The sequence below is a fragment of the Schaalia turicensis ACS-279-V-Col4 genome (assembly GCF_000296505.1).
In the GTDB taxonomy this organism is placed as follows: Bacteria; Actinomycetota; Actinomycetes; order Actinomycetales; family Actinomycetaceae; genus Pauljensenia; species Pauljensenia turicensis_A.
Genome location: NZ_JH815208.1, coordinates 761588 through 787749, shown reverse-complemented (window position 1 = coordinate 787749; position 26162 = coordinate 761588). Strand labels below are relative to the sequence as shown.

The following is a 26162-nucleotide window of genomic DNA, read 5'->3' as shown; positions in this document are numbered from 1 at the left end:
TGCGACTACTCGCTCAGCTCCTGCGCTTGGCGCGCGTCGAAACAACGGCTCCAGTCGCGGCAAAGAGCGCGGCGAGAGCCATAAGACCCGCCACATCGGCGCCGGTCTTGGCAAGCCCGCGGCTCTTGGCCGTTGCGGCCTCCTTGGTCGTTGCGGCCTCGATGAGGAAAGGCACCTTGACGCTGACCCCGGTCGCCGCATCGGTGAGAATGATCTCATGGGATCCGATCGGCGTCGTCGCGGGAATCGTGTACGAGAAGCGCACGACTCCGCGCTCGTCCGCGAGTGCGGTACCAATCGTGATCGGATCGGAGTGGAGAACCGCGCTGATCTCGTGACCGGCAGTGAAGCCCGTTCCTACGATCTCGATGCTCTCGCCGATCTTCGCGGTGCTCTTCTCGAGGGTAATGGTTGGCCCGGGGTTCGGGTTTGGCCCGGGGTTCGGGGCGGGCTCTGCGGCCTTCAGCTTGAGCTCGACGATCCCGGACTCGACGGTTCCGGTGGAGTTCGTCGCGAGCAGGCGGATCTGGGCACCGTCGGTGCCGGGAGTGACCTTGATCGACGTGGCCCGGCCAGTGTCGCCATCGAGGTTAACCCACTGGTCCAAGCCCTTCTCCTTGATCTGCCACTGCAGATCCGGGGCGGGATCGCCCGTCACATCGGCCGCAAGGTTGAGGGTCGTCCCCTCGGGTGCGGTGATGGTGCGGAACTGATCGTCTCCCGCTATCTCGACCTTATCCATGTCGTCCGACTCGATCGAAATTGGCGAGATGTGCGGTGCTTCTCCGTTAACGATCTTTTCACCGAAGACCTCGACCTCTGCGAGCGCAAGCTGGGTGTAGGGACCCGGCAGGATAACGCGCACATGACGCGCCTGGAAGCCGCCGAAATCGACGCTCGACGGGAAGCCACCGACGCCGTCGACCTTGAGTGCCTTCACGCCATCGGCAAGCGGGCCGTTCGGATCAAAGTTGGACGGTAGCTCCTCGCGGGAGGCGACGACCCAGAAGTCCTTCAGGCTCTCATAGCAGGCCCCCTTTTGGCAGGGGTCGCGGTCCGAGCGATTCCAGACGTTGACGTTCGAGAGCGCGAACTCTTCGCCGAGGTCAACCTGCCACCACGGGTTGGTCGCATAGTTAGTGTGCGAGACGGAACCATTGTCGAAGACTCCATCGGTTATACCGTCATTGGCGCGCGAGGCGGGGGCGTACCAACCGGTCGAAACCTGCGTCGCTGTCTTGCCGAGCGCAAGATTCTCTGGAGCCGCGAGGGTCGGGGATACTGCGCCCGCGAGCGCGAGTGCTGCAACCGTCGCCCCACCCAAAATAGTTCTCGTGAAGTTCACCTTCTTACCTTTCGAAATGCTTCTCGCCAATGAACTCTGTCGTCGGCCGATCCTTATTGAGGCGCTCCCACGATAGTGGTTATCGATCGATTATTACATTGTTTGAAAGAAGAATCACATGTTACTCACAACTTGCCCCTAGGTGCACTGTTCGAGGTGGTTGATTCATTGTGTGATGGGCGGTTTGTTGTCGCAGGCCTGAGTGGAGTCTGCGATGATTGCGGAAGCATATCCAGCCGACTCAGGCATCGCGTCGACGTTGTCCACAGATGTAGCGGTGGGCGCAGGCCCACCCCCTCGACGGCACCAATTACTCTTCTCGCATCCTTACACGCGGCGAGCGTGATCCGGGCCTCACACTCGAGGTTGCGCGGTTCGCAGACAACCCCGTACGATAATGCGAGTCATTCTCATTATCGCTAGAAGGTTCATCATGCGCGCCACCCGCCGCGGGATTCATCCCCTCCTCGCCCTGTTCACCGCGCTCCTCACCCTCGCGCTCTTTGCTACGCCGACGAGCGCCGCGCCCGACCCGCAGGGCGGAGAATCAACGACGAAAGCGCTCCTCACCCACGGGCACGCCGACGTCTTCGCCCTCGTCCCCAACGGGCCGACGATCTCCCTCGTCGCCAAGGAGGACGTCACCACTCCGGGCGCACCGACCTACCACAACCCCGCAAAGCTCATCCTCGGTGTCACCGACGCCGCGAAAACGAGCGCGACCAAAAAGATCGAGGGCGTTGGAACCGCCGGCTATGCACTCCCCCAGTCCGAGGATCCCGCTCTCCTGTGGCCCGGTTGGGACTCGAACGCCATCGCCCCTCTGCGCCCAACCGCGATCCGCCTCGTCATCGACGAGGTCTCTGGGCCTGGTCGCATCTTCCTCTGGCGCTCGGCCGCATTCGGCGCGACCTCCCCGATCTTCGAGCAGGGCTCCCTCGAGGCCACTCCCGGGCGCTCGATCCTCCAGAACGCGCCCGCCCACGAGCACGCGAACTGGCTCTTCACAGACGCGGGCACCTACTCCCTCACTCTCCACGGCGAGGTCGACACCCCCAACGGGCACCTCGTCTCTGACCGAGCCTCCTACACCTTCGCCGTGGGCGCCACCGCGATCGCGCAGGCCACCCCCCGAGCGTCGGCTCCCGTCGAGCCGTCGACGCCCGGCACCGGATCGACCCCGACCCCCGCGCCAGCGCCAGCGCCAGCGCCTCAGTCCACCGCCCCCCAAGCGCCCGTACAGCCAGCCGCCGAGCAGTGCCTCCCCACCCCCGTCACCTCGAACGGGAGCGGCACTGCAGTCGGCGGATCCCACACGATACGAGCGAACACCCACGTCCACCCGAACTGGGTTTTCACCGCCCCCGGCCTCTACAAAGTCTCGATCACCCAGACCGCGACCCTGAAGTCCGGTGCCCGCGTCTCGACCTCCGGCATCCTCTCCTTCAACGTCGGCGGTGCCGGAAACGCCGACTCCGGCCACTTCGACATCGGGACGAGTGCCAGCCCCTCGTCGATCTCCATGCTCGTCAAAGACGACCGCTCGCAGCCCGCGCGCTGGGTCGCTCCCTCCTCCCTCGTTTTCGGGCTTGGCTCCGCAGCCGAGACGACTGCACCCGCCGGTATCGAGTTCATCGCGAAGCAAGGTCAGAGGATCTGGATGATCTCCTCAAGCCAGGTCCCCTCCGTCCCGTGGCTCGGCGCAAACACGATGCACCCCAGCCTCCTCGCCCGCACGACCGGCGATGTCACCTGGACGCTCAACGGTGTCTCCGGCCCCGGTTCACTCGCCGTCTTCGAGTCCGGCAACTTCGGTTCGCTCGTCGGCGCCCGCTGGTTCGGCGGCAGCTCAGGCTCGACGACCGTCTACGTCGGCCGCACCGCCGACGGGCACCCCTGCGAACTCGACCAGGCGACGATCGATCGTCTGCGCGCCGAGGGTAAGATCGTCGACGGCTCAGCCCTTCCCGGCGGTCTCGCATCGACCGGCGCACGCTCCGCCACCCCGGTCGTCCTCGCCTCGCTCCTCGCCCTCGCTGGGCTCGCCGCACGACGGTGGGCAAGAAGGTGAGGCGCACCCGAGCGCGTCGCGCTGGGGGTGCCCTCGTGCTCTCCCTCCTCATCGGCGCTCCTTCGCTGCTCCTCGGCGCATGTGCCCCCGTCCTCGCGGACGACGGAGTCTCTGCCGAGGAGCCTCCCGGCGCACGATCAGAGTCCGCTGCACCTGGCAGTGCTGATGTGGCCGATGACGGGTCGCAGCCTCGGATCGTTGCGACGACGCCGATCATCGCCGACCTCGTGCGCGCGGTCGCCCCGCGAGCGCGCATCGCGACGCTCGTCCCCGCAAGCGTTGATCCGCACTCCTTCGAGCCCTCGATGGCGGCCCTCCGCGACATCGCGCACGCCGACATCGCTTTCTCCAACGGACTGCTCCTCGAGCAGAGCGCACTCACCTCCTCCATCGACGCGAACCTCCCAAAGGGCGCCCAGCACGTCGCCCTCGGCGAAGAGTCCGTCCCCTTCGGCGCACGTCCGATTCCCCTCGTCGAGGACCTCTCTCTCGCGACGATCTGGCTCGGGCTGCGCGTCGACGGACGCGCCTCAACCGACTCAACCGTCTCCTTCGAAGCAGTCTCGGCGACCGGCCCCGGCGACCTCGCCGCCTTCACGACCGGCACCTTCGGCGAACCGCGCCCGTGGATCGCCTCGAAGGATGGGATCGACTCGAACGACCGCGTCGAACTCCCGACCAACGCTCACACCCACATGTCGTGGGGTTTCACCGAGCCCGGCGTCTACTCGCTCTCTCTGCGGGCGACGCTCCACTCGCCGACGGGCGACACTCCGCTCGGTGAGAAGACCCTCGTCTTCGCCGTCGGCGTCGACCCGCACTCCACCGGGCGGAGCGTCCTCGACTCCGGGCACGCCGATCTCACAGCGAAGCTTGAGGGCTCGATGACCCTGCGCGCAGACGCCCCCGCAGGCGACCTCGACCCCGACCGGATCGTCATCGCCGTCCCGGACACGACGACGACCACGATCCCCGACAATCGGTGGCGCTTCCTCGCCGAACCAGGCACCTCCGCCCGCATCCTCGCCCAGGCCGTTATCGGAACCCACGTCCACGGTGAGATCGACCCGCACATGTGGCACGATGCGAAGAACGCCATCGCCTACACTGACCTCATCGCTGACCGCCTCGCCGCCCTCGATCCCTCGCGCGCGGCCGAGTATCGGGCGAACGCTGTCGCCCGCGACGCCGAACTTGAGGCCCTCAACCGGTGGATCCGCGAAGTCGTCGCCACTATCCCTGAGAAGAGCCGTACCCTCGTGACCGCGCACGACTCCTTCGGCTACTACGCGAAGGCCTACGGGCTGCGGATCGGCGGGTTTGTCGCGCCGAACCCGTCCCTCGAGCCCTCGGCCCTCCAACTCGCTAACCTCACGCGTGTCCTCGAGCAGACGCCAGCCGCCGGAGTCTTCCTCGAACCGATCTCCCGCTCCCACCTCGGCGAGCTCGTCGCACTCGCGCACACGACCGGTAAGTCCGTCTGCTCGCTCCACTCCGACACGCTCACCGACGAGGTCCCCACCTACCTCGACCTCATGGTGTTCAACACGCGCTCGATCAAGTCCTGCCTCGACCCCGCCTCGCTACCCGCCTGGCCCTTTGAGTCGGAGGCATCCATCCCGAATCCCACCCGAGGAGACCAGTGAAACTCACGCACGCACTCGCGCTCGCCACCGCGGCTCTCATCGCCCTGGCCCCCGCCTCAGTCGCCACAGACACGACGACCCAGGACCCCGCCCTCACCCAGGTTGTCGACTCGAACGAGACCGTCGCCCCCGAAGGCACGCCTGTCGAGATCTCCGCCGGGCACGTCGACCTCGGACCGAAGTTCCTCGACGGCGCATGGACCTTCCTCGCCCGCGACGACTCTGCTCAGACGCCGACCTGGCGCCACCTTGACGACGTCGTCCTACGAGTCTCCGACGCCGCGAAACTCGAACTCCCCGCCGACGACCAGTACTCCTTTATCTCGGCGAACGGCCCGGTCTGGGCCGTCCCCCAGTCTGAGATCGCCAACGTCGTGTGGCTCGGCTGGAACACCCAGGACCCCGAGGTCGTCGGCAGACTCGCCCAGGGCGCGACCCTCGTCTTCGAGGGACACGAGGGCGAGGGGGACTTCCACGCCTTCGTCCAGGCCGGAAACTTCTCCGGCCCCCAGCAGCTGTGGAACTCGACGAAGCCGAACTCGCAGCCGATCCACGTTGACGCAAACACGCACACCCACGCGAACTGGGTTTTCACGCAACCGGGGATCCACCTTATCCGCCTCAGCATCCAGGCCCAGCTCACCGACGGCACCACTGTCGAGGACACTCGCGTCCTCCGCTTTGCCGTCGGGGACGCCGCCGACGCGCAGAAGGCACTCGAAGCCCAGTGGAGCGTCTCGAACGCCCCTGAGTCGCCCGCTCCCGTTGACTCGCCGTCGGTCGTCGACCGCTCGACCGTTCTCCCGCTGTGGATCGCCGCAGGGCTCGGCGCCACGAGCCTCGTCCTTGTCGCTCTCGTCCTCGTCGCCCGTCGCCGCAGCCACGAGCGCGAGCGGGTCGCTGAGAAGATCGTCGAGGATGGGACTTCCGGCTCCGTCGAGCCGAAGCCGGAAGCGTCCGATGACGGCGACGACCGGGGGTCTCAGCGATGAGTCGCGCACTGGAGGTGTCCCGCCTGCGCGTCGACCTTGGCGGGCGGACGATCCTTGAGGATGTGTCCCTTCGAGTCGACGAGGGCGAGCTTGTCGGCCTCATCGGGCCGAACGGGGCTGGCAAGACGACGCTCATGCGCGCGATCATGGGACTCATCCCCTACCGCGGGAGCATCGAGGCGAGTGGCTCGGTCATCGGCTACGTCCCGCAGCGCCAGGATCTCGACTGGAACTATCCGATGAGCGCCGCCCAGCTCGTCGCGACCGCCTTCACCGGTCAGCGTCGCGCACCTCGAGGTGCGACGCGCCTTGAGGCCGTCTACCGTGCTCTCGACGCAGTCGGCATGTACGCGTTCCGCAACCGGACGATCAACGAGACCTCGGGCGGTCAGAAGCAGAGGATCCTCGTCGCCCGGGCGCTCGTTACCTCGCCGCGTCTGCTCCTCCTCGATGAGCCCTTCACCGGGCTTGATCACCCGAATCAGGACGCGCTATCTCGCCTCTTCGTTGACCTCGCCCGTTCAGGAGTCGGAATCCTCATGTCAACGCACGACCTCGGGCAGGCCGTCGATATCTGCCACCGACTCGTCATGCTCAACGGGACTGTGAGGGCCGAGGGCGAGCCCTCCACCCTCTGCTCGCCGGAGCCGTGGATGGAGACCTTCCACGTCTCTAAGGACTCCGCACTCCTCCGCTCCCTCGGGATGGTGCGCCGATGAGCCTCCTCGACTTCCTCTCCGACCTCGCAAACCCCTCGCTCGCTTTCCTCCCGAGGGCGCTCCTCATCGCTGTCCTCTCCTCACTCGTCTGTGGCCTCGTCGGCGCGCACGTCGTCCTGCGCGGACTCTCCTTCGTCGGCGATGCGCTCTCACACGCTGTATTCCCCGGAATCGCGATCGCCTTCGCGCTCCAGGGGTCGATCCTCCTGGGAGGAGCCGCAGCCGGGATCCTCGTCGCGATCCTCATCTCCGTCTTCTCCCAGAACCGCCGGGTCGGCGAAGACTCCGTCATCGGCGTCTTCTTCGCCGCCGCTTTCGCCCTTGGCCTCGTCGTCGTCGCACGAACGCCTGGCTACACGGGATCCCTTGAGTCGCTCCTCTTCGGGTCGCTCACCGGCGTGACGAACACCGATGTCCTCATCTCCCTCGGGGCGTGCGCCGCAATCGGCATCGCCCTCGCGCTCTTCCACGACCGGATCGTTCTCGTAAGTGTCGACCGCGATTTCGCGATCTCGGCGGGCCTGCACGTTGGGCGAATCGATTTGCTTCTCCACCTCGCCATCGCTACTGCCGTCGTTGTCTCCATCCAGACGATTGGGAACGTCCTCGTCCTCTCGCTTCTCATCGCTCCCGCGGCGACCGCACGACTCCTCACCGACCGTGTCGTCCCCATGATGCTCATCGGCCCGGTCATCGGTGCCGTCTCTGCCTTCCTCGGCATCTGGGCCTCCTGGTCGCTCAACATCCCCTCGGGCGCGGCGATCGTCCTCGTCGCGACCCTCTTCTTCGTCCTCGCTCAGCTCCTCTCGCCCGGGCGCGGACTCCTTCTTCGCGCCCGACCGGTGGCGCAGACCACAGAAAGGACACTCGCATGAGGCCCCTGCCGTTCACCGGACTCCTCACCGCGGCCGCCCTGCTCGCCGCGCCTATACTCACCGCACCCGTGGCGCACGCAGTCCCGTCAGAAACGACCTCTCCCACGGAGTACGCCTCCGGCTCGACCAACGCTGAGGCCGCACCCTCGTCCCCCGGAGCGCCCGACGATCCCGAGCACCTGCCCGGAGAGGCTGGCTACGGGGACCTCGTGCCCGCCGACCTCACGGTTCCTGCGGGCTCGCCCGGCGCCGACCCGGAGGCGACCCCTGGGCCCGACGGTCGCGTTCCCCACGTGTGCGCTGGCCGCAAGCTCCTCCACCACGCGCATGTTGACGCCGCCTACGTCACCCGTGTCGACGACACCTTCACCGTTACTGTTGTCGACGGGCGCAAAGTCGTCAAGGACCCAAACTCCGTCTGCGTCCGACTCGCCCCCGACGCGCGCACCTCCGACTCCCAGGAAGTCTCGCGCATGGTCGTCCCCTCGGGTGGCCTCTTCAACTTCATTGGCAAGCCCGGCGACATTGTCTGGCGTGCCCCCCAGGAGCAGATCGACAACTGGCGTCCCGTCTGGGCTGGCATCGGCGCCTTCGACACGGCGCACGAGGTCGCCCAGCCCGAGGGGATCCTTCTTGACGAGGTGAAGCTCTCGATCGCGAATTCCTCCGGGCCCGGAGCCGTCGAGGTGTGGCGCACCGTCGGCACGAACTCCCTGAGTCGAGGGCTCTCTTCCGACCCCTCGCTCGCGCCGCTCTCCCTCCAGGCTGGCTCCCACGGCCACTGGAACTGGACCTTCTCGAAAGCGGGCGTCTACCGGCTGGACATGGTTGCCTCCTACACGTCCACCTTGACCCAGAGAGCCGTTAATTCCTTGCCCTCGACCATCACGTGGCTCGTCGGCTCCGATGCTGAGGTCGGTCTGCCCGAAGGCACCACAACCTCCCTCACTCCGATCGGAACGACTACCGAGCAGGTGAAGGAGAAGATGATCGCTTCCGGCGAGCTCTCCACCGAGGAGACGCCCGCCGAGCCCGAGCCCCCCTTCACCCAGGCCGAAGCCCGCAAGCAGATCGAAGCGCTCTTCGGCTCTACTGCGAAGGCGCCAGCCTCACCCTCCTACCCCTCCCACTACGTCTACAAGGGGACTTTCAAAGACGATGTGCGAGCTGGCGTGCCGATCAAGCGGGTGACCCTCGAGGTGAACGCGAACGGCAAGTCGATCCCCGGGGAACCGATCCTCGAAATCCCCGACTCACTCAAGCAGACGACCGCCGACGGCGACCGCTGGGTCCTGCCTGCCTCCGGTGAGCACGGATCGCTCGGATTCGACTTCACCCAAATGCCCGCCGATCTGCGCTCCGGGCCAGCCGTTTACTCCGTCGACACCTTCGACGGCCCCAAGGGTGGCCGCTACATCGCGGGGACCGTCACCGACGGGGCGATGAACGTCACCCTCGATACGACGCGCGACCCCAACCGCGGCTTCACCGTCGATGCAGCCGCAGTTCCCCTCGCCCACGTCTTCACGAAGCCAGGCGTCTACACCGTCGGTTTCAACATCGAGACGCGCGACAAGGACGGGAACTTCTCCTACAAGTCCCGCTCCGCTCACTTCGTCGTCGGCGACGCCGCGATCTCGGCGCTGCGCGCGATCACCGCGGAGAACAACGGCGAGGCGCCCTCACCCTCTCCAAACCCTGCGAATCCGGATGCCGATGCGCCACCGAGCGGTGGCGTTCAGCCCGACAATCCCTCGATACCTGATCCTGCCAACCCGTCCACCCCTTCCCATCCCGGCGATTCGGCGATCCACATCATCACCGAAGGTCACATGGATCAGGCGATGTCCCTGAGGGACGGGAAGGCGGAGGTCTTCGTCGACGACACCGCCGACCCGCGCCATCCCGTCCACCGCGCCTCCGGAACCTTCGCCTACGCCGTCCCCGACTCGACGCACGCGAAGATCCCCGCCGGCGCGAAGGGCTACAGTGAACTCGCCGCTGCGGCGCCCGAAGGTGTGTGGAGTCTGCCCGAGACCCAGCTCGAGGGCATCCCCTGGGTCGGCTTCTCAACCCAGCGGGTCGACTACTCGCAGCTCTCAAGCAAGGGCGTCGAGGTCGCGATGAGGAACTTCACCGGCCCTGGTCGCCTCGTCACCGGCGTCTCCTCCCTCTTCGAGGGATTCACGCCCCGACTCGACTCGACGAAGCCCGACATGGTCCTCCACTACCTCTTTGGATCACACGACCACCAGGCCTTCTACTTCACGAAGCCCGGGCGCTACTCGACCGACTTTGTCTACACCGCGCACCTCGCTGACGGCTCCACCATCGAGAAGACGCTCCATGCGATCTTCCTCGTCGGCGACGACACCATCAAGAGGGGCGCTGAGCCGAACCCCTCGCCTGAGCCGAATCCCTCGCCCGCACCGAACCCGGAGCCCGGCGACACCCTTCCCATCGACGAACTCGTCGCGAAGCTCAACGCCGAGTCCCACAGGAACTGGACGAACCCGAACAACGGTGCGCAGCGGCCCGTCCAGCCCACGCCCGCTCCGGGCACCTCCCCGTCAACCGGATCACCGTCCACGGGCTCCCCCTCAGCAAGTGCGAGCGCCCCGGCCTCGCCGATCGAGAACCCGACCGCGGCCGCCGCGCGCCTCGCCGAGGGTGCCGGGCAGACCGGAACCCCGGTAACCGGTGGGTCGACCGTGTCCGGCTCACTACTGTCGTCGAACTCGGCGGCCGACGCGGAGTCAACGAGCTCCGACTCCGACGCATCGGACGCTTCCAGCGCCGACGAATCCCAGTCGAGCGGCGTCGAGGGTCTGGACTTCGCGGACTCCTCACAGTCAGGAGCGTCCACGACGCGGGCACTCGCCAAGCCCGCTGCCCCCGTGAGCGCCCTGCTCAACCCTGAGCGCGGTTCCGCCTCGTACGGGAGCGGCTCGAACTGGTGGCAGTGGATCCTCGTAGGGATCGGCGGTAGCGGACTCGTCGGGGCGTGCGCCTGGGCGCTTCTCCTGCGCAAGCGCGTAAACGGCCGCGCACGTAGAGTTCGCTGACACGTCTCCCGGATCAACTACCCAGCCCGTGACTGAGTGAAATGTGAGCGCCGAAGCGGCGACTCGGACCTTCCCGGTTCGAGCCGCCGCTTCGTCGTCTACTTCTTCGTTTGCGCCTCCGCCTACTTCTTCATCCGAACGAGCCGCTGGCGAACTTGGCGCTGGCGCTAACTTCGACTTTGAGTCTGACTTTGGCACTGGCGCTGACTTTGGCGCTGGCAAAGCCTCCACCAAAGCTTCAGCAGCCCCGCGGGTTATGCCCGCTACGCTTTCCTCCTGGTCCTGCTGATCACCAGCGCAATGCCAGCTACAGTAAACAAGGCTGCCGCATAGAGATAAACCAGCACATTAGCTCCGGTTACTGGTACGGAGGGCACCACTTTTTCTGCAAATACCGGGGTGATCTCCGTGTCCTCACTGAACTTATGCCGTTTCGTGAAGTCATAAACTCCCAGTTTAGCTTGCCCCTCATTTTGGGCAGCTTTATCAGCTGACCAATGCTTCAACCCGGTTGCGGCCTTATCTTTATCGCTGACTGCAATCTCGGGAATCTCTACCCAAGCCTTGGGGTTAACCCAATAGCTCTGAGGAGGCAGCTTGTCCAGTCGACTGGAGGGCTCCACCGTCACCTTTACATAGGTTTTTCCATCCAAGAGTTTCGCCAAATCGCCATGAGGATCGGTTGCCTGCTTCAAGAAGTCTGGCATGGGTCCCGTAGGGGGCGCATCGTACCGGTTCTTATAAACCCTTATGGGCAACTCGATCTCTTCAATCTTTTCTCGGCCCGCAAACTTAACTTTCGCTTTGAGTTTCACGGTACGAACAAGTTCGTTTGAATCCGGTTCTTCTTTTACCAGCGTGTAAAGATCATTCTGGGTGGCTACGGAGGTACCGTTTTCATCTACGAACTCTACCGTCGCGTCATCAGGCAGTTTCGTTATCTTGGTTTTGTCTTTACTCTGCAGCTGAATAGCTGCCCTCAGCTCATCCAGAGTGGGCACAAAATTATTGATCCAGGTGTCATCGGATGCCTTAAAGGACTCGGTAGTCGCCACCCCTTTAGTCATCAGATCTGACCAATCAAACTGTGCGGTAAAGGTATGGTTTTCTTTTATCTCCGTGCCCGGCGATAAAAGTGGTTCCTTATCCCACTCTTTAAAGCTCTTGCCTTCTTCCGGCGTGACATAGTGCTTGTTCTCGTCCGGCTTTTTTCCATTCTCCAATTCTTGGGGAACTGGAAGCAGATCAGACTTAAGCCCCTTCAGTACATCGTAATTAATTTCTTTGATGGGGTTCCCATCTGTGCCGGCACCGAAGGAGCCGCCCTCACTGGCCTTAAAGGTTACCCGGACGTACCCGTCTGGAGGAGTAGGACTATTTGAGGGCACCTCAATAACCCTGACATCCTGATAGTAGAAGGTAATCTCATCGGAACCGGTACCGTTGATTCCTTTGAATTCATTAGTCTTTTCATCTACATCGTAGAAGAGCTGCTGCTGGGGAGCAGACGTTAGCCTCCAGCCGTTTATCGGCTTATAGTTTCTGGCATCGTAATGTCGACAGAGGCTAGTCACTGTTTCCTGGTCTAGAATACGGTACTTCTCTATAATGTTTTTCTTTTCCGCATCGGTAGTGGCTTTCGCCAGCTCTGTCTCAGCTCTTTGGTCCACATAGTTAACCTTGTAATCACGGGTGTGGAAGGGGCGATAGAAGAAGTGGAACTCATTGTCCTTGGCTTTCGGATTATCAACTAATTTCCCGTCTTCTAGAATCTGTTTCGGTTCTACCCTAAGCGTCTGGAAATAGGTGTTATCTTTCGTTGCCCGATGCTCGCCAGCCAGCTTTTGATAACCCTCATAGAGTTTTTTAGTTTCTTCGTCTTTGGTGTTCCGCAATTCTTCATCGGAAGCCAAAATCCATTTGGCATCTTGCTTAGAACCAATGGCGGCCACGTATTTTTCGGCGCGCTGGTTTCCTTTAGTTTCTGTAGCCGGATTATCCGTCACGGTCTTATCAATTGCGAGATCGTTATCCAAGAAGTGGTGGAAAACCTTTACATCCTGCATATCATTTTTTACCCAAATGGCTTTCAGGTAAATGGAACTGACTACGTCGTTACCGTAGGAGTAAAGTTCCGGAACTTTATAGGTGTCCCGATAAGAAGTATCCACTTTGTCGGTGTATTCGCCGGTATTGGCATCCTTCTGATAGCGCAGCACCTCCCAACCCATGAAGCTATAGCCTTTTCGGGTTGGTTTATTCGGTTCTACCAGTTTTTGCCGCTGCACTACAGTAAAGACTTGCTTATCCCCTTCGTTTTCACCCTTTTTCGCGTAGGTGACTTCTTTTTGGTCAGAGACATCGCCTTCCTTAATGGTCTTAGGTGCGGTGGTAACATTCTTCTCCTCAATGGGATCTAGCTTGCCCCCATTGGGATCGAAGGTTACCTTCCACTTATAGTCTGGTTCCCCCCATTTGGCGTAGAGCACCAGGTTGTGCACAGGCATAGTTTCCTTGTTTTCCCAAACCAGTTTCTGCCCGGCCGGGTCTAGCGCCCAACCCTTAAATACCATTTGGGGTGCGAGGCCCTCAGGTCTCTTAATCCGATCATTTCCCTCGTCATCTTTTTCCACCAGATCCGTCAGCTCTAGATCAATTAAGGTCTGCGGGTTATCTAGGTCTAAATCCTTTAAGGGTTTTTGGTAGAAGACGTCTGTCTGATTGGTCTCGTCGTACTCGCTGTCGTCCTTGAGGTTTGCGGGGTCATTGTTGAACCGCAACTTGTACTTATTCCGGTGGTACTGGAAGCGAATATAGCCATTTTTATCAAACGGGTCACCTTCCTCTTCCCGCGGATCCCCGAATTCATCAGCACGGTTAAAGAACGTGCGCATAAACTGCATGTCGCCCTTGGTTTTTTCGTTGCCATAGGGGTCTATTACCGTTTCGTCAGGAAGGGGAGTTGTATCTGCCCGCTCCTCGTTCATAGCAGCAAGCTCATCCTCGGTAAGCTTCTGGGAGGGTTCGGATAGGCCGTAAGGGGTAAAGCCCTGCACCTTTGGGTACGGGTGACCATAGGCTGAACTTTCGGTATCCGCTTTGGTTCGATAGAGATTGTAGTCAACGATGGTCTCTCCGGACTCAAACCCATCCATCCAAAAGTCCATGTGGTGAGGTATTGGCTGAGTTTCTTCTCCGGAACCACCCCGTTGTTCGATACCAAAGGAAAGAGTAGTGAAAGTTCTCGGTTTAGCATTCCAGTTGACGTCCAAAGTGACGCCATTTCCGGCATCAATCTCGTTAGTGTAACCACCCAGTCTCTCGTAGGCTGCCATATCGAGAAACTCTTCAGCCGAGAGCCGGTAGGGAGGAGTATCGCGGTATTGCCAATTTGGAATAACGTAGTTTGGTCCCCAGCCAAAACTTTGCTTACCCTCGGAAAACCCCTTGGTTTCCTGGGCGTCATCTGGCCACTCTGTCATCAACTGGTTAAACCGGGCCTTAAAGTGGTATGGATTACCTGGTTCCCCTAACTTTTTACCGTGTCTCCAAATTTCCGGATAGAAGGTCGACTCAGCTTGATCACCCGTCTTAGCATTCGACTTCGTAAAGTAAAGGTCATACACCTGGCGATCATAATAGATGTTATAAATGGTTTTGCCGGTGGAAGAAACCGCCTTTACTACGTCTGGGCTATTTGGATCAGCGTTTTCTTTATCGGTTAAATCTTTATTGTATTTATAAAATTTATTAAGGTAAAGGAAGGCGCCACGGTAAAATCTTTGGTTGTTCCATATTTTATCTAACCGCGCCTGATCTAGATCCGGAAACTCCACCCCTTTTACTGTCTCATTTTCAAGGTCTGGACGAGTACCGGTGGCCTGATCCTTATACACATGGGTACCCACGAAGTCGTACTTTTCTAAAAGAGAAGCCCCCTCGGGGTAGTCGGCCTTTTCCGTCCAAAATTGGATTGCATAGTCCGCCTTCTCGTTATCTTCCCAAACTGCAGTGAACTTGACGTTTTCAGCCGGAATAATCAGCTCGGCGTTTAGATCTTGAATCGCATTACCGCCACCGTCTTTAATAACTTCGCCGGCCTTAAACGTCTTCTCGCCAGATTCATCTTTTAGGTCAATCGAAGGCTTCCAACCTTGGAAGGTAGCTCCCACTTTTTCGGGAATATCTTTTTTCTCAAGAGTGGGGATGACCTGCCCGTAGTACAGAGTGCGGGAAGGAAGTTCCGCACCCCCATCGGTGTCGAAAGTGACGTCATAGTGGTTACGGTTGTAACGGTATTCCACTGAAAAATTTTTCGTGTCTTGGGGAACCTGCACCGTAATAGAATCAGCCTCTGGAATAAAACCCGCTATTTGAGCTTCATCTAAAGGCTTAACTTCTAGATCGGAACCGACGCTACCTTCCTCAGTAGTTTCAGTTATTTCTGTTTCCCCAGGTTTTGGACCATATTTGTCAAAATCATTGATGTCTTGGAAAACATGCTTAATCTTGACGCTATTTTTTACAGCCGGGTAGTCAAAGGATCGAGTTTTCTGATAGGTCTTTCCGTATTCATCATCGCCACTCTGTTCGCCAGTTTTAGCTTCTTTAACCACCGTGTCGTAGCCGATAGGGAAATTACCTTGAGGCTTATCGTAACCCAGGAAATCCGGGAGGTTAATAGTCTTATTTACCTTGTCTTTTTCGCCTTGAGTAGCACCTGCCCCTACGGTCGCCACATAGGGCTGGTAGTTGATGGCATAGTCTCCATCTCTCTCAACCCGATAATCGCTACGGAGGGTGTAGATATCTGGCTGCTCCGGATTCTTGACGAACTTTTCCGTCGTTGTGTCAGCAGGAAGCTTCACCGGTTCCAGTTCCATGGAATTTTGGTATTTGCTGGTTTCCGCAGCGTCAGCTGTCAGCAGCCGGGAAAATATCACTGCCGCCGGAAGTATCAATGCCACCGCCAGTAGTAGAGACAGGGTTTGCTTGAACGAAACTTTCATGGGGGGACTTTCCGTCTCTGATGCCATAATTTATTTTTAAAGGCAAATATTGGTATTTCTGACTATTAATTATTTTAACACCATTAAAACACTGTCTTACAACCTTTCAAGGCGGGTAAGAGTGCCAGCTCGCCCTGACACCTCAATTCGTCGGGCGATCGGCGAGGGCGGGGCGGACGTTCGCCCCAGAAGGCTCAGAGGCCCCTCCTCATCTAGAGGCCCCTCCTCATCTATGGGAGAATCCCAATGAGCGAAGGAGGGGACATGCGCAAAGGCTTGGTCGAACAGGTCGTCGACACCGTGATCGACAGGATCGTCGAGGGCGCGTACCGCGAGGGCGACGCCCTGCCCGGCGAGGTCGACCTGGCGAAGGAGCTCGACGTCTCCCGCCTCACCGTCCGCGAGGCCGTGAAGGTCCTCAAGGATCGGGGGGTCCTCGAGGTGCAGCAGGGACGCGGCACTTTCCTCGCACCGCGGACCCGGTGGACCGATCTGTCGACGGTCATCGCGCTGACGATGCGCGAGTCCTCGCCGCGCGACGCCGGACTCCGACTCGTCGAACTGCGACGGATGATCGAGGTCGGAGCCGCAGGTCTCGCCGCGCGCAACCGCGCAGAAGAGGACCTCGAGGCCCTCGAGTCCCTGCTCGAGCGCATCGACGAGGCCGCGGTGGCCGGGGACGTCGAGGCGAACGTCGATGCGGACCTCGATTTCCACAGGCGCATCCTCCTGGCGAGCGCGAATCCCTTCATGCCGGTCGTGCTCGCCCCCCTCGCCCAGGCACTTCACGAGTCCCGCTTCGTCACAGCCTCGCAGCCCGAAGTGCGCAGGCGGGCCCAAGCCCACCACCGGGCGATCCTCGACGCGATCCGTTCGAAGGACGAGGAGGCGGCGAAGGACGCGATGCGCTCGCACATGACGCAGACGCGGCTCGATCTTCTCGCGAACACGGCCGAGTAGGAACGGAATCCGCAAGTCCTCAGAGGATTACTTGCGCGCACGCCGATGCGTGGCGTATAGTGACACCAGTCCTCAGAGGTCTGAGCAATGGTGCTCGGATGAGAGGGCCCGAATCCCGAAGGAGTGTCATGCCGCTCATCAGCCGCGACGAACTCGTCGCAGGGCTCCCCCCGCAAGCCCCCGTCTCCCCCGCCGACGTCGACGCCGCCCGCGCCTCCGCCGCCCGGCGCCCCGTCCTCATCGTCCTCGACGACGACCCGACGGGCACCCAGTCCGTCGCAGATCTGCCCGTCCTCACCGCATGGGAGGAGGCTGACTTCGACTGGGCCCTCGCGACGGGCTCCCCCGCCGTCTACGTGATGACGAACTCGCGCTCCCTCGCCCCCGCCGACGCGGAGCGCGTCAATCGCGAGGTCGTCGCCTCCGCCCTCGCCTCGGCGAAACGCCTCGGCATCGAGGTCGATTTCGTCTCCCGCTCCGACTCGACGCTCCGCGGCCACTTCCCCCTCGAGCCCGACACGATCGCCGCCGCCCTCGAGGAGAACGGCGAACGCGGAGTCGACGGGGTCGTCCTCGTCCCCGCCTTCCCCGAGGCCGGGAGGATCACCCTGCGCGGGATCCACTACGCCGGATCCGCCGAAGCGGGCTACGTCCCCGCCGCCGAGTCCGAGTTCGCGAAGGACAACACCTTCGGGTACGCCCATTCGATGATCGCGGACTGGGTGGAGGAGAAGACAGGCGGCCGCACCCCGGCCGGGCGGGTCCTCCTCATCGACATCGAGACCCTGCGCACCGACCTCGATCGGACGGTCGAGATCCTGAGGAGCGCCCGGGATTCGCAGCCCATCGCGGTCGACGTCGTCGAGGCCTCGGACCTGCGAGCCCTCGCCCTCGCCCTCATCCGCGCCGAGGAGGCCGGCTCGCGCTTCGTCTACCGCGTCGGCCCGCCCTTCGTCCGCGAGCGCATCGGGCAGATCGCCCACGAGCCGCTCACCTCCGAGGAGATCGCGCAGTCGCGCTCCGGTAGGATCCCGAGCGCCGGTGGCCTCGTCGTCGTCGGCTCGCACGTCGGCGTCACCGCCCGCCAGCTCGACCGGCTCACCGCGAGGTCCAAGGCCGAGGTGCTCGTCCTCGATTCGGCGCGGATCATCACCGGCGACCGCGCGGAGGAGCACATCCGCGAGCTCGTGGAGAAGGCCACCGACGCTCTCGAGACGAACACGATCATCCTGCGCACCTCGCGCGCGATGCTCTCCGGATTCGATGCGAACACCGCCCTCGCCCAGGCGCGCTCGATCTCCGCGGCGATCGTCGCCGTCGTCCACGGCGTCGTCGAGCGGGTCACTCCCCGATTCGTCGTCGCGAAGGGCGGGATCACCTCCTCCGACGTCGCCTCGAAGGGCCTCGAGATCCGGCGCGCCCGAGTCATCGGACCGATGCTCCCCGGCATCGTCTCCCTCTGGTCCTCCGTCGACGGGATCGCCGCGGGCGTCCCCTACATCGTCTTCGCGGGCAACGTCGGCACCGACGAATCCCTCGCGGATGTCGTCGAGAAGCTCGAGAAGTAGCACCTTCATCCCCGTCCGGCCGTGGACGACGAGGTCCGTGGCCCCCACCTTCAAGGAGAGAACACCCATGTCGAAGCGAATCGCCGTCCTCGGTCTCGGAGCGATGGGACTGCCCATGGCCTCCCATCTCGCCAAGACCTTCGAGGTCACCGGATTCGACCCCTTCGAGGAGCGCCGCACCCTCGCCACCGAGCACGGCGTCGCCGTCGCCGACTCCGCCCCCGTGGCCGCCTCCGGCGCGGACTTCGTCCTCATCGCCGTGCGCAACGCCGCCCAGCTCGAGGAGGTCCTCCACGGGCCCTCCGGCGTCGTCCCGGTCCTCGAACCCGGAGCCGCGATCATCCTCACCTCCACCGTCGGCGCCGAGGCCGTCGAGGCCGAGGCCGCGCGCCTCGCTGAAACGGACATCGGCCTCGTCGACGCACCCGTCTCCGGTGGCCCCGTCCGCGCCGGGGAGGGCGACCTCCTCGTCACCTGCGGCGCGACCCCCGAGGTCTGGGAAGTCGCGAGACCCGTCCTCGACGAGATGGCCGGAACCCTCGTCCTCGTCGGCGACGCCCCGGGCAAGGGGCAGTCGATGAAGACCGTCAACCAGCTCCTGTGCGGCGTCCACATCGCCGCCGCCGGAGAGGCGCTCGCCCTCGCGGGGAAGCTCGGGCTCGATCAGAGGATGGTCCTCGACGCGCTCATGGCCGGCGCCGCCCAGTCCTTCATGCTCGGCAACCGTGGGCCCCGCGCGATCGAAGCCTGGGAGGGCGCCGATCCCGAGGTGTGCTCGCGACTCGATATCTTCGTCAAGGACATGGGCATCGTCACCTCCGCCGCGAAGCGCGCGGGCATCGCCGTTCCCGTGGCCGCCGCCGCCGAACAGCTCTACATCCTCGGCAATGCGCAGGGGCGTGGCGCCGAGGATGATTCCACGCTCATCCGAATCATCGCCCCGCATTCATGAACCGCTCACCACGACGATGTGGCGAGCACAAGGAGAACAGCATGCAATTCCACGAACTCATCCCGGATCCTACGGGACTCGATCGCGTCTTCACAGGGGGGCGCTGGCTCGAAGGCCCCTGCTGGGTCCCCGGAGCGGATAGACTCCGCTTCTCCGACGTCATCGGCGACCGCGTGTGGGACTTCGATCCCGCGAGTGGCGAAGCGACCATCCACCTCGAGCGCCCCGACCACGTCAACGGGCGGACCATCGATCTCGACGGCTCGGTCATCCAGTGCTCCCACGGAGGACGGCGTCTCGAACGCGATCGGAACGGGGAGATCAGCACCATCGTCGACCACTGGCACGACGCGAGATTCAACGCCCCGAACGACGTCGTCGTCTCCTCCGACGGCTCCATCTGGTTCACCGACCCCGCCTACGGGATCATCTACCCCGAGGAGGGCCACCCCGGTAGTCGCGAGTACTGCGATCATTGGGTCTTCCGCATCACGCCCGAGGGACGACTCACAGTCGCCATCACCGACCTCGTCGAGCCCAACGGGCTCGCGTTCTCCCCCGACGAGACGATCCTCTACGTCGCCGACTCCGCCGCGCTCAATCGCGAAGGGGCGATGGGCCGCCATCACATCCGCCGATACCTCATCGACGACTGGCGGGTGAAGGCGGGCGAGGATTTCGTCGAGGTCAACCCCGGAGTCCCCGACGGGATCAAGGTCGACGAACACGGCAACGTCTGGTCCTCCTGTCTCGACGGGGTCGTCGTCTTCGCCCCGGACGGTCGCGAGATCGGCAGAATCCCGGTTCCCGAGAAGGTCGGGAATCTCTGCTTCGGCGGCGAGAGTGGCACCGACCTCTACATCGCGGCCTCCACTTCCATCTACCGGATCCCCACATCGACCCGCGACTGCCGACGCTCTTCGAGCAGAGCATGAGACGGAAGGAGACGACCATGCCCACCACGACCTCACCCGATACCGCGACCATTCGAGGCGCCTCGCCGAGAAGCCTCTGGACCGCCCTGGCCCTCCTCCTCGTCCTCTCGATCTCAGGAGCATTCCTCTGCGTCGAAGCCGACCGGGGATTCGGGCGCGTCGACGTTCGGACCGTCGAATTCATGACCGAATCGAACGTTCCCATGACCGCGAAGATCTACCGACCGACCTGGGTGACCAAGGAGAACCCGGCACCCGGACTCCTCGCCCTTCACGGCTACCAATCGGACAAGGAGGCGACGACCACCTTCGGGACCATCGAATTGGCGCGGCGTGGTTTCGTCGTCCTCAGCATCGACCAGTTCGGCCATGGGTACTCCACCCAGCACGGCGTCGACCCGGAGATCATGTCCGGAGCGGCCTACGGCCTCACCCACCTCAAATCCCTCCCCTTCGTCGATCCGACCATGATCGGAACCTACGGTCACTCCACCGGATCGATCTACGCGGTCAAACTCGCCAAGTCCGACGAGGACGTGCGCGCAGTCGTCGCACTGTCCGGCAACGGTGGCGACCCCGATATTCACGAGGTCCGCAACTACCTGCTCGTTCAGGGGGACAACGAGGAGATCGGCCCCTACCGGGAGAAGACCTTCCCCGTTTCCTCCCTCACCACCCACCCCGCACGACTCGAAGCCTTCGGGCTGGGCGACTCCGACGTCCTCGAGTGGAACCACACGTACGGGGACTTCTCCGACGGCAGCGCGCGACGCGCCGAACTCGTCTCGGGAACCCACTTGGGCGTCATGACCTCGGGGGCGTCGAACACCGCGGTCGTCGATTGGTTCAACACGGCTCTGCGCGACGGCGCGCAGGACGAGCATTGGATCCCCTCGGATTCTCATGTCTACCAATGGAAGGAGATCGGCGGGGCAATCGCCCTCTTCTCCCTCGTCGCCTCACTCATCCCCCTCCTCGGCCTGCTCCTGCGCCTTCCGGCCTTCGCCGGGCTCCGCGCCTCCGAGGGTTCCTACGCCGGAAGCGGCCGCCGGGGTCTCGTCGTCTCCGCCGTACTCGGAATCGTCACCACGATCATCCTCTATCCCCTGTGCACGCAGAAGGGCGGAGGGAAGGACCCCGTTTCCGCAGCGATCCCCTTCCTCCCGCTTCAGATGGGCAACGGCATCGCGACGTGGCTCGTCGTCACCACCGTCCTCACGCTCGTCGTCGTGCTCGTCTGGAAGCGCCTAGGCGTGGGCAGGACGACGACATGGTCCGAGCTCGGAGTCGTCCCCAAGACCGATCGCGCGCGCGGAATCGGCACGGCCCTTCTCCTCTCCCTCGTCCTCGTCGCATGGCCGGCCGTCGTCGTCGCGATGAGCGCCTTCTTCAGGGGACCGGAGTTCCGAGTGCTGTGGCCGATGCTCAAGCCGCTCACCCCTGAACGCGCTCTGGTCCTCCTCCCCTACTTCTTCATCATCTGGTCGTTCTTCTTCGTGGTCAACGGCCTCTCCCTCAACACCGTGTCCCGAATTCCGGCGCGCGAGGGCGAACGGCTCAGCCTCCTCTGGGCGAAGCGATTCGGTTTCGCGTGGGTGAGCGCGATTCTCGGCCTGTGCCTGCTCTGGCTGTTCCACTTCGTGCCCGGCTACCTCGGGATCGGTCCGGGAATGGACGTCATCGGCCTGCCGACGTTCGGCGGACGATGGATGATGATGCTCGACGTCATCATCCCCCAGTTCACGGCGCTCGTCGCCCTCAACGTCTGGTTGCAGGTGCGAACGCGCTCGATCTGGGTCGCCAGCACCGTCGGCGCCGCCCTGTTCACATGGATGATGGTCGGCGGCCAGGTCGGCGTCTTCTGACCCCGCGTCAGGGGTCGTCGCTCACCTGATGAGTGATTGACCATACCTTCACGGTCAGCCGTGGTCGCCCCCCGTACAATCGGAGGCGACCACGGCTGATCGGTCGCTCGAACACTATCCGCGCGCGCTCCGCGCCTCGACATGCGCGATCGGCTGCCACCCATCCCGGCAGAGACCGGGAGTCCCGGGAAACAAGGCGGATCGTGACCGACACGACTCACGAGAACGCGGCCGCGCCCGAGAAGGACCAGGCCATCGAGACGACCCCCACAGCGGTGCCCGTCGAGTACTCCGCCAGAGTCGTCCGACTCGGCGACATCATCCCCGTCGCCGTCGAGCCGGAGGCCGCTCCGGACATCACCGATTCGGGCGACGAGGACCTCGAGCACAAGACCTTCACCGACTTCGGCGTCACCGAGCCGATCGTCGACGCCCTCGAGGACAAGGGGATCATCCATCCTTTCCCGATCCAGGCGTTCACCCTGCCCCGCTGTCAAGTTTTTGCGCAGAATTACACCCCTTCCTGTCTGCACACCGCATAAAACCGGGGAGGTGACAAGGCAATAAGAGGGCTGGGCGACGAAGCGCAGACACAATTTTTTCAACAGTTTGTTGACGCGAACCTATTGAGTCACTAAGATAAACGATTAAAGCGTCAAAGCCGGAGGTTCTGCATGACTGCTTCACCGTCGAAGCTAAACGAGCACGATCAGATTATCTCCACCCTTCAACAGCTGGTTGAACCAATGAAAGCAACACTTGTCGGACCCGCCGAGATCATCGTTCACGATCTCACTCGGCTCCCGAATTCAATCGTCGCGATTGGCGGCGATGTCACCGGTCGATCGATCGGCGATCCGGCGACCGACAAGCTCCTTGACGCCGTCGCCTCCGGAAATCTGCGCACCAGCATCGGATACCGGACAACGTCTCCGAGCGGTAAGGAGCTTCTCTCAACAACCGCCATCATCCGCGACTCGACCAACCAGCCCGTCGCCGCCCTGTGCATCAACCGCGACATCTCCGGCTGGGAGATCCTTCATTCCCTCACGGGCGCGCTCGCGGGCCTCTCGCTCCCAACTTCCGCCGAAGAGGAGCAGGCGACGACCGAAGTCTTCGTTAGAGACGTCGACGAACTCGCGACGCTCCTCCTCTCACGAGCCGTTGCAGAGTCGGGGGTTCCCGTCGACGAGATGAGAAAGGAACACAAGGTCGAGGTCGTCCGACTCCTCAAAGCGAGGGGCTTCTTCCTCCTGCGGGATGCAGCGGAAATGGCCGCCGAAGCCCTCCACTGCACGCGATTCTCCATTTACAACTACCTTAACGAGACCGAGGGGGAATGATGACCGCTACTGACGAGGACTTCAGCCGGCACCTGTCGCGCTGGGGCACGCATTCGGCGAAATGGGATCTGCTCGCCAAGGACCTCGGCGAGAACGCGATCGCCCTGTCCGTCGCGGACATGGAGTTCGTCTCCTGCCCCGAGGTCCGAGAGGCGATCGCCGACGCCGCCGCCCTCGGCGCCTACGGCTACACCGAGGTCTTCGACGACTTCGCCGAAGCCGCGACCGCGTGGATGACCCGCCGCCACGGATGGTCCTGCGAGGTCGAGGACGTCCACTTCTTCCCCCGAGTCGTCCAGTGCGTCGCCGCCCTCGTCGATCACGTCCTGCCGCGAGACGATCGACCGGTCCGCGTCGTCACGCTCGATCCGGCCTACTCGCCCCTCCTCGAGGTGTGCGAACGCGCGGGCACCGATCTCGTCCGCGTGCCCATGCGCGACACCGCGGCCTCCGCCTCGATCGACTGGGAGGCCCTCGAGGAGGCGCTCGCCGACGCGGACCTGTTGCTGTGGACGAACCCCCACAATCCGACGGGCAGGATCTGGAGCGTCGACGAGCAGCGCCGACTCGCCGAGCTGCTGCGCGAATGCCGCGCCCTCGTCCTCTCCGACGACATTCACTGCGACTTCGAGCGCCCCGGCGGGCAGCGCTATTCGGCCCTCGCCAGCGTCGCGAAGGACCTGTGGATGAGCGGACGGATCGTCCACTGCGCCTCTCCCGGCAAGACCTTCAACATCGCGGGCCTCGAAGCGACGGCGATCTGCGTCCACGGGCCCCTCGGCGCCGAGCTCGAGGCGGCGAAGAGGCGCATGGGTCTGCACAACCCGAATTACTTCGCCATCCCGGCGGCCATCGCCGCGTGGACGAAGGGCGACGCGTGGGTCGACGCCCTCGCGAAGGAGATCGACGCCAACCTCGAAGCCGCGAGGTCCCTCCTCGCGCGCCTCCTGCCGGAGGCGAGGGTTTCGGACCCGGACGGCACCTATCTCCTGTGGATCGACGCCTCCGCGTACATCGGCTCCGAAGCCGACCTCGTGCGCGCCGAGCGCGCCGCCTCCGTCACGGTCAGCCCGGGACCCGATTTCGGTCCCGCATACGATCGATTCTTCCGTATCAACACAGCACTCCCCCGTCAAGAACTCCTCGAGGGGATCACCCGGCTCGCCGGGGCGCTCACGAGGAACTGACGACCCATATCGAAAGGACAACGATGTCTCCTACAACCCCCACCACCCCGGCGAAGGCCGAGCGCAGGACTCCGAGCCTGCTCCTCGCCGCAGTCCCGGTCATCACGCTGATCGTCCTGTTGGGAGGTGGCTACATCTTCGCTGAACTCCCGGTCGAACCCCTCCTCATTGCCTCGGCTGTCGTCGCTGGCCTGGTCGCCTGGCGTCTCGGGTACTCATGGAACGAGATCATGGACTCGGTCGCGGAGAAGATCGCGAAGACGATGCCCGCGATCCTCATCCTTATCTCGGTCGGCCTCCTCATCGGCACGTGGATGGCGGGCGGCACGATCCCGATGCTCATCTACTACGGCCTGAAGATCATCGATCCGCAGTACCTCGCGGTCATCGCCCTCGTCGTCACCGCGATCGTCTCCCTGTGCACGGGCACCTCCTGGGGCTCCGCTGGCACGGTCGGCGTCGCCTTCATGGGCGTCGCGGTCGGCATGGACGCGAACCTCGCGATGGTCGCCGGCGCAGTCGTGTCGGGCGCCTACTTCGGAGACAAGCTCTCCCCCCTGTCGGACACGACGAACATCGCCTCGATGGCGACCGGCGTCAACCTATTCACGCACATCCGCCACCTCCTGTGGACGACCCTCCCCTCCTTCCTCACGGCGGCCGTCGTCTACCTCCTCTTCGGCCTCGGCATGTCCGGCGGCCAGGTCCCCGAGAAGGTCGGCGCTATCCTCGGCACCCTCGATTCCGCGTTCAACTGGAACCTCCTGCTCCTGCTGCCGGTGATCATCGTCCTGGGCGGTTCGATGTGGAAGAAGCCGACGATCCCCGTGATCCTCGTGTCCAGCGCTGTCGCGATGTTCAACGCCGTGGTCTTCCAGGGCATCTCCTTCAAGGACACGGTCGTCGCGGGCGTCAACGGCTTCAACGTCGAAATGGTCGGCAAGACCGGCTTCGACGCCGAGAACGTCATCGAGGACGTCACGCGCCTCCTCAACCGCGGCGGCATGAACTCGATGATGTCGGTCCTGCTCATCTGCTTCTGCGCGATCACCTTCGCCGGCGTCGTCTCGGTCTCCGGTTCGCTCGACGTCCTCATCTCGAAGCTCCTCAAGCCGGTGCGCTCGACCTTCGGCCTCATCGCGGCGACGATCGCGACGGGCCTCGCGACGATCGGCATCACCTCGAACGGCCAGGTCTCCCTCCTCATCCCGGGCGAGATGCTCCGCGGCGAGTACGTGAAGCGCGGCCTCGACCCGAAGAACCTCTCGCGCACGATCGAGGACTCGGCGACCCTGTGGGAGCCGATCCTCCCCTGGACGTCTGCTGGCGCCTACATGGCGGGCACGCTCGGCGTCGCGACGCTCTCGTACCTGCCGTGGGCGGTGTGCAACTGGATCGCCATCGGCTTCGCCCTCCTGTGGGGCGCGACCGGCATCGGCATCGCGCGCCTGAGCGAGGAAGAGAAGGCAGCTCTCCAGGAGGCCTGAGTCTCCATCACACGCCGCTCCTCGTGGACGGGAGTTGCGCAATCGAGCGGGGTCCGAAGCGTCAGTTTCGGGCCCCGCTCGTCGGCGTTTGGGCTTCTCTCGTCGAAACGACGCTGATCGCAGGGCGGTCGATCTGTTCCGCA

Annotated in this window: 16 protein-coding genes and 1 pseudogene; 15 read left to right on the top strand and 2 right to left on the bottom strand. The window is 63.1% G+C overall.

All coding sequences use genetic code 11. The features are described 5' to 3' along the window. Nucleotides 1-13 precede the first annotated feature (13 nt). Nucleotides 14-1345 carry a galactose-binding domain-containing protein gene (locus HMPREF9241_RS03430; RefSeq protein WP_006680884.1) on the bottom strand — a complete coding sequence of 444 codons (1332 nt, stop codon included), beginning with the start codon at nt 1343-1345 and terminating at the stop codon, nt 14-16. A 433-nt stretch (nt 1346-1778) separates the two neighbouring features. Here HMPREF9241_RS03430 and HMPREF9241_RS03425 point away from each other — a divergent pair, with 433 nt between their 5' ends. The 6 genes from HMPREF9241_RS03425 (at nt 1779) to HMPREF9241_RS03400 (ending at nt 10713) form a co-directional block, all read left to right on the top strand. Further along, nucleotides 1779-3416, top strand: a complete 1638-nt coding sequence (locus tag HMPREF9241_RS03425) for a choice-of-anchor M domain-containing protein (RefSeq protein ID WP_006680883.1) — start codon at nt 1779-1781, stop codon at nt 3414-3416. Continuing rightward, nucleotides 3413-5062, top strand: coding sequence for an anchored repeat ABC transporter, substrate-binding protein (locus HMPREF9241_RS03420; RefSeq protein WP_006680882.1), 1650 nt, complete (start codon nt 3413-3415; stop codon nt 5060-5062). Before HMPREF9241_RS03425 ends, HMPREF9241_RS03420 begins: the two co-directional genes overlap by 4 nt. Continuing rightward, nucleotides 5059-6054: a choice-of-anchor M domain-containing protein gene (locus HMPREF9241_RS03415; RefSeq protein ID WP_006680881.1), complete on the top strand. Its 996-nt coding sequence runs from the start codon at nt 5059-5061 to the stop codon at nt 6052-6054. The genes HMPREF9241_RS03420 and HMPREF9241_RS03415 overlap by 4 nt, the downstream gene beginning before the upstream one ends. Beyond that, nucleotides 6051-6773 (top strand): metal ABC transporter ATP-binding protein, encoded by a 723-nt coding sequence (locus HMPREF9241_RS03410; protein ID WP_006680880.1) that lies wholly within the window; start codon nt 6051-6053, stop codon nt 6771-6773. Before HMPREF9241_RS03415 ends, HMPREF9241_RS03410 begins: the two co-directional genes overlap by 4 nt. Next, on the top strand, nt 6770-7648 hold the full coding sequence (locus HMPREF9241_RS08770; RefSeq protein ID WP_006680879.1) for an anchored repeat-type ABC transporter permease subunit: 879 nt from the start codon (nt 6770-6772) through the stop codon (nt 7646-7648). The genes HMPREF9241_RS03410 and HMPREF9241_RS08770 overlap by 4 nt, the downstream gene beginning before the upstream one ends. Before the next feature lie 68 nt (nt 7649-7716). Continuing rightward, on the top strand, nt 7717-10713 hold the full coding sequence (locus tag HMPREF9241_RS03400; RefSeq protein WP_243440761.1) for a choice-of-anchor M domain-containing protein: 2997 nt from the start codon (nt 7717-7719) through the stop codon (nt 10711-10713). Between the two features lie 263 nt (nt 10714-10976). Here the strand turns inward: HMPREF9241_RS03400 and HMPREF9241_RS03395 are convergent, their stop codons facing one another. Further along, complete coding sequence (locus tag HMPREF9241_RS03395) at nt 10977-15749, bottom strand: InlB B-repeat-containing protein (RefSeq protein WP_243440760.1); 4773 nt, start codon at nt 15747-15749, stop codon at nt 10977-10979. A gap of 237 nt (nt 15750-15986) precedes the next feature. On the opposite strand from HMPREF9241_RS03395, the gene HMPREF9241_RS03390 reads away from it, so the two are divergent. From HMPREF9241_RS03390 to nhaC, 9 genes and pseudogenes are all read left to right on the top strand, one after another. Then, nucleotides 15987-16682, top strand: a complete 696-nt coding sequence (locus HMPREF9241_RS03390; RefSeq protein ID WP_006680876.1) for a FadR/GntR family transcriptional regulator — start codon at nt 15987-15989, stop codon at nt 16680-16682. Nucleotides 16683-16810: 128 nt separating this feature from the next. Next, nucleotides 16811-18250 (top strand): four-carbon acid sugar kinase family protein, encoded by a 1440-nt coding sequence (locus tag HMPREF9241_RS03385; protein ID WP_006680875.1) that lies wholly within the window; start codon nt 16811-16813, stop codon nt 18248-18250. Between the two features lie 67 nt (nt 18251-18317). Next, nucleotides 18318-19202 (top strand): NAD(P)-dependent oxidoreductase, encoded by an 885-nt coding sequence (locus HMPREF9241_RS03380; RefSeq protein ID WP_006680874.1) that lies wholly within the window; start codon nt 18318-18320, stop codon nt 19200-19202. Nucleotides 19203-19243: 41 nt separating this feature from the next. Next, nucleotides 19244-20137 carry an SMP-30/gluconolactonase/LRE family protein gene (locus HMPREF9241_RS03375; protein ID WP_006680873.1) on the top strand — a complete coding sequence of 298 codons (894 nt, stop codon included), beginning with the start codon at nt 19244-19246 and terminating at the stop codon, nt 20135-20137. Between the two features lie 17 nt (nt 20138-20154). Continuing rightward, nucleotides 20155-22002, top strand: coding sequence for an alpha/beta hydrolase (locus HMPREF9241_RS09255; protein ID WP_006680872.1), 1848 nt, complete (start codon nt 20155-20157; stop codon nt 22000-22002). A gap of 254 nt (nt 22003-22256) precedes the next feature. Beyond that, nucleotides 22257-22487, top strand: a pseudogene (locus HMPREF9241_RS03365) (DEAD/DEAH box helicase); the annotation flags it as partial. Nucleotides 22488-22676: 189 nt separating this feature from the next. Beyond that, nucleotides 22677-23345, top strand: coding sequence for a helix-turn-helix transcriptional regulator (locus HMPREF9241_RS03360; RefSeq protein WP_006680870.1), 669 nt, complete (start codon nt 22677-22679; stop codon nt 23343-23345). Then, the gene (locus tag HMPREF9241_RS03355) at nt 23345-24532 is read left to right on the top strand and encodes a MalY/PatB family protein (protein ID WP_006680869.1); all 1188 of its coding nucleotides are present in this window, start codon (nt 23345-23347) and stop codon (nt 24530-24532) included. Before HMPREF9241_RS03360 ends, HMPREF9241_RS03355 begins: the two co-directional genes overlap by 1 nt. Nucleotides 24533-24555: 23 nt before the next feature. Beyond that, nucleotides 24556-26019 (top strand): Na+/H+ antiporter NhaC, encoded by a 1464-nt coding sequence (nhaC, locus tag HMPREF9241_RS03350; RefSeq protein WP_006680868.1) that lies wholly within the window; start codon nt 24556-24558, stop codon nt 26017-26019. The last annotated feature ends 143 nt before the right edge of the window (nt 26020-26162 follow it).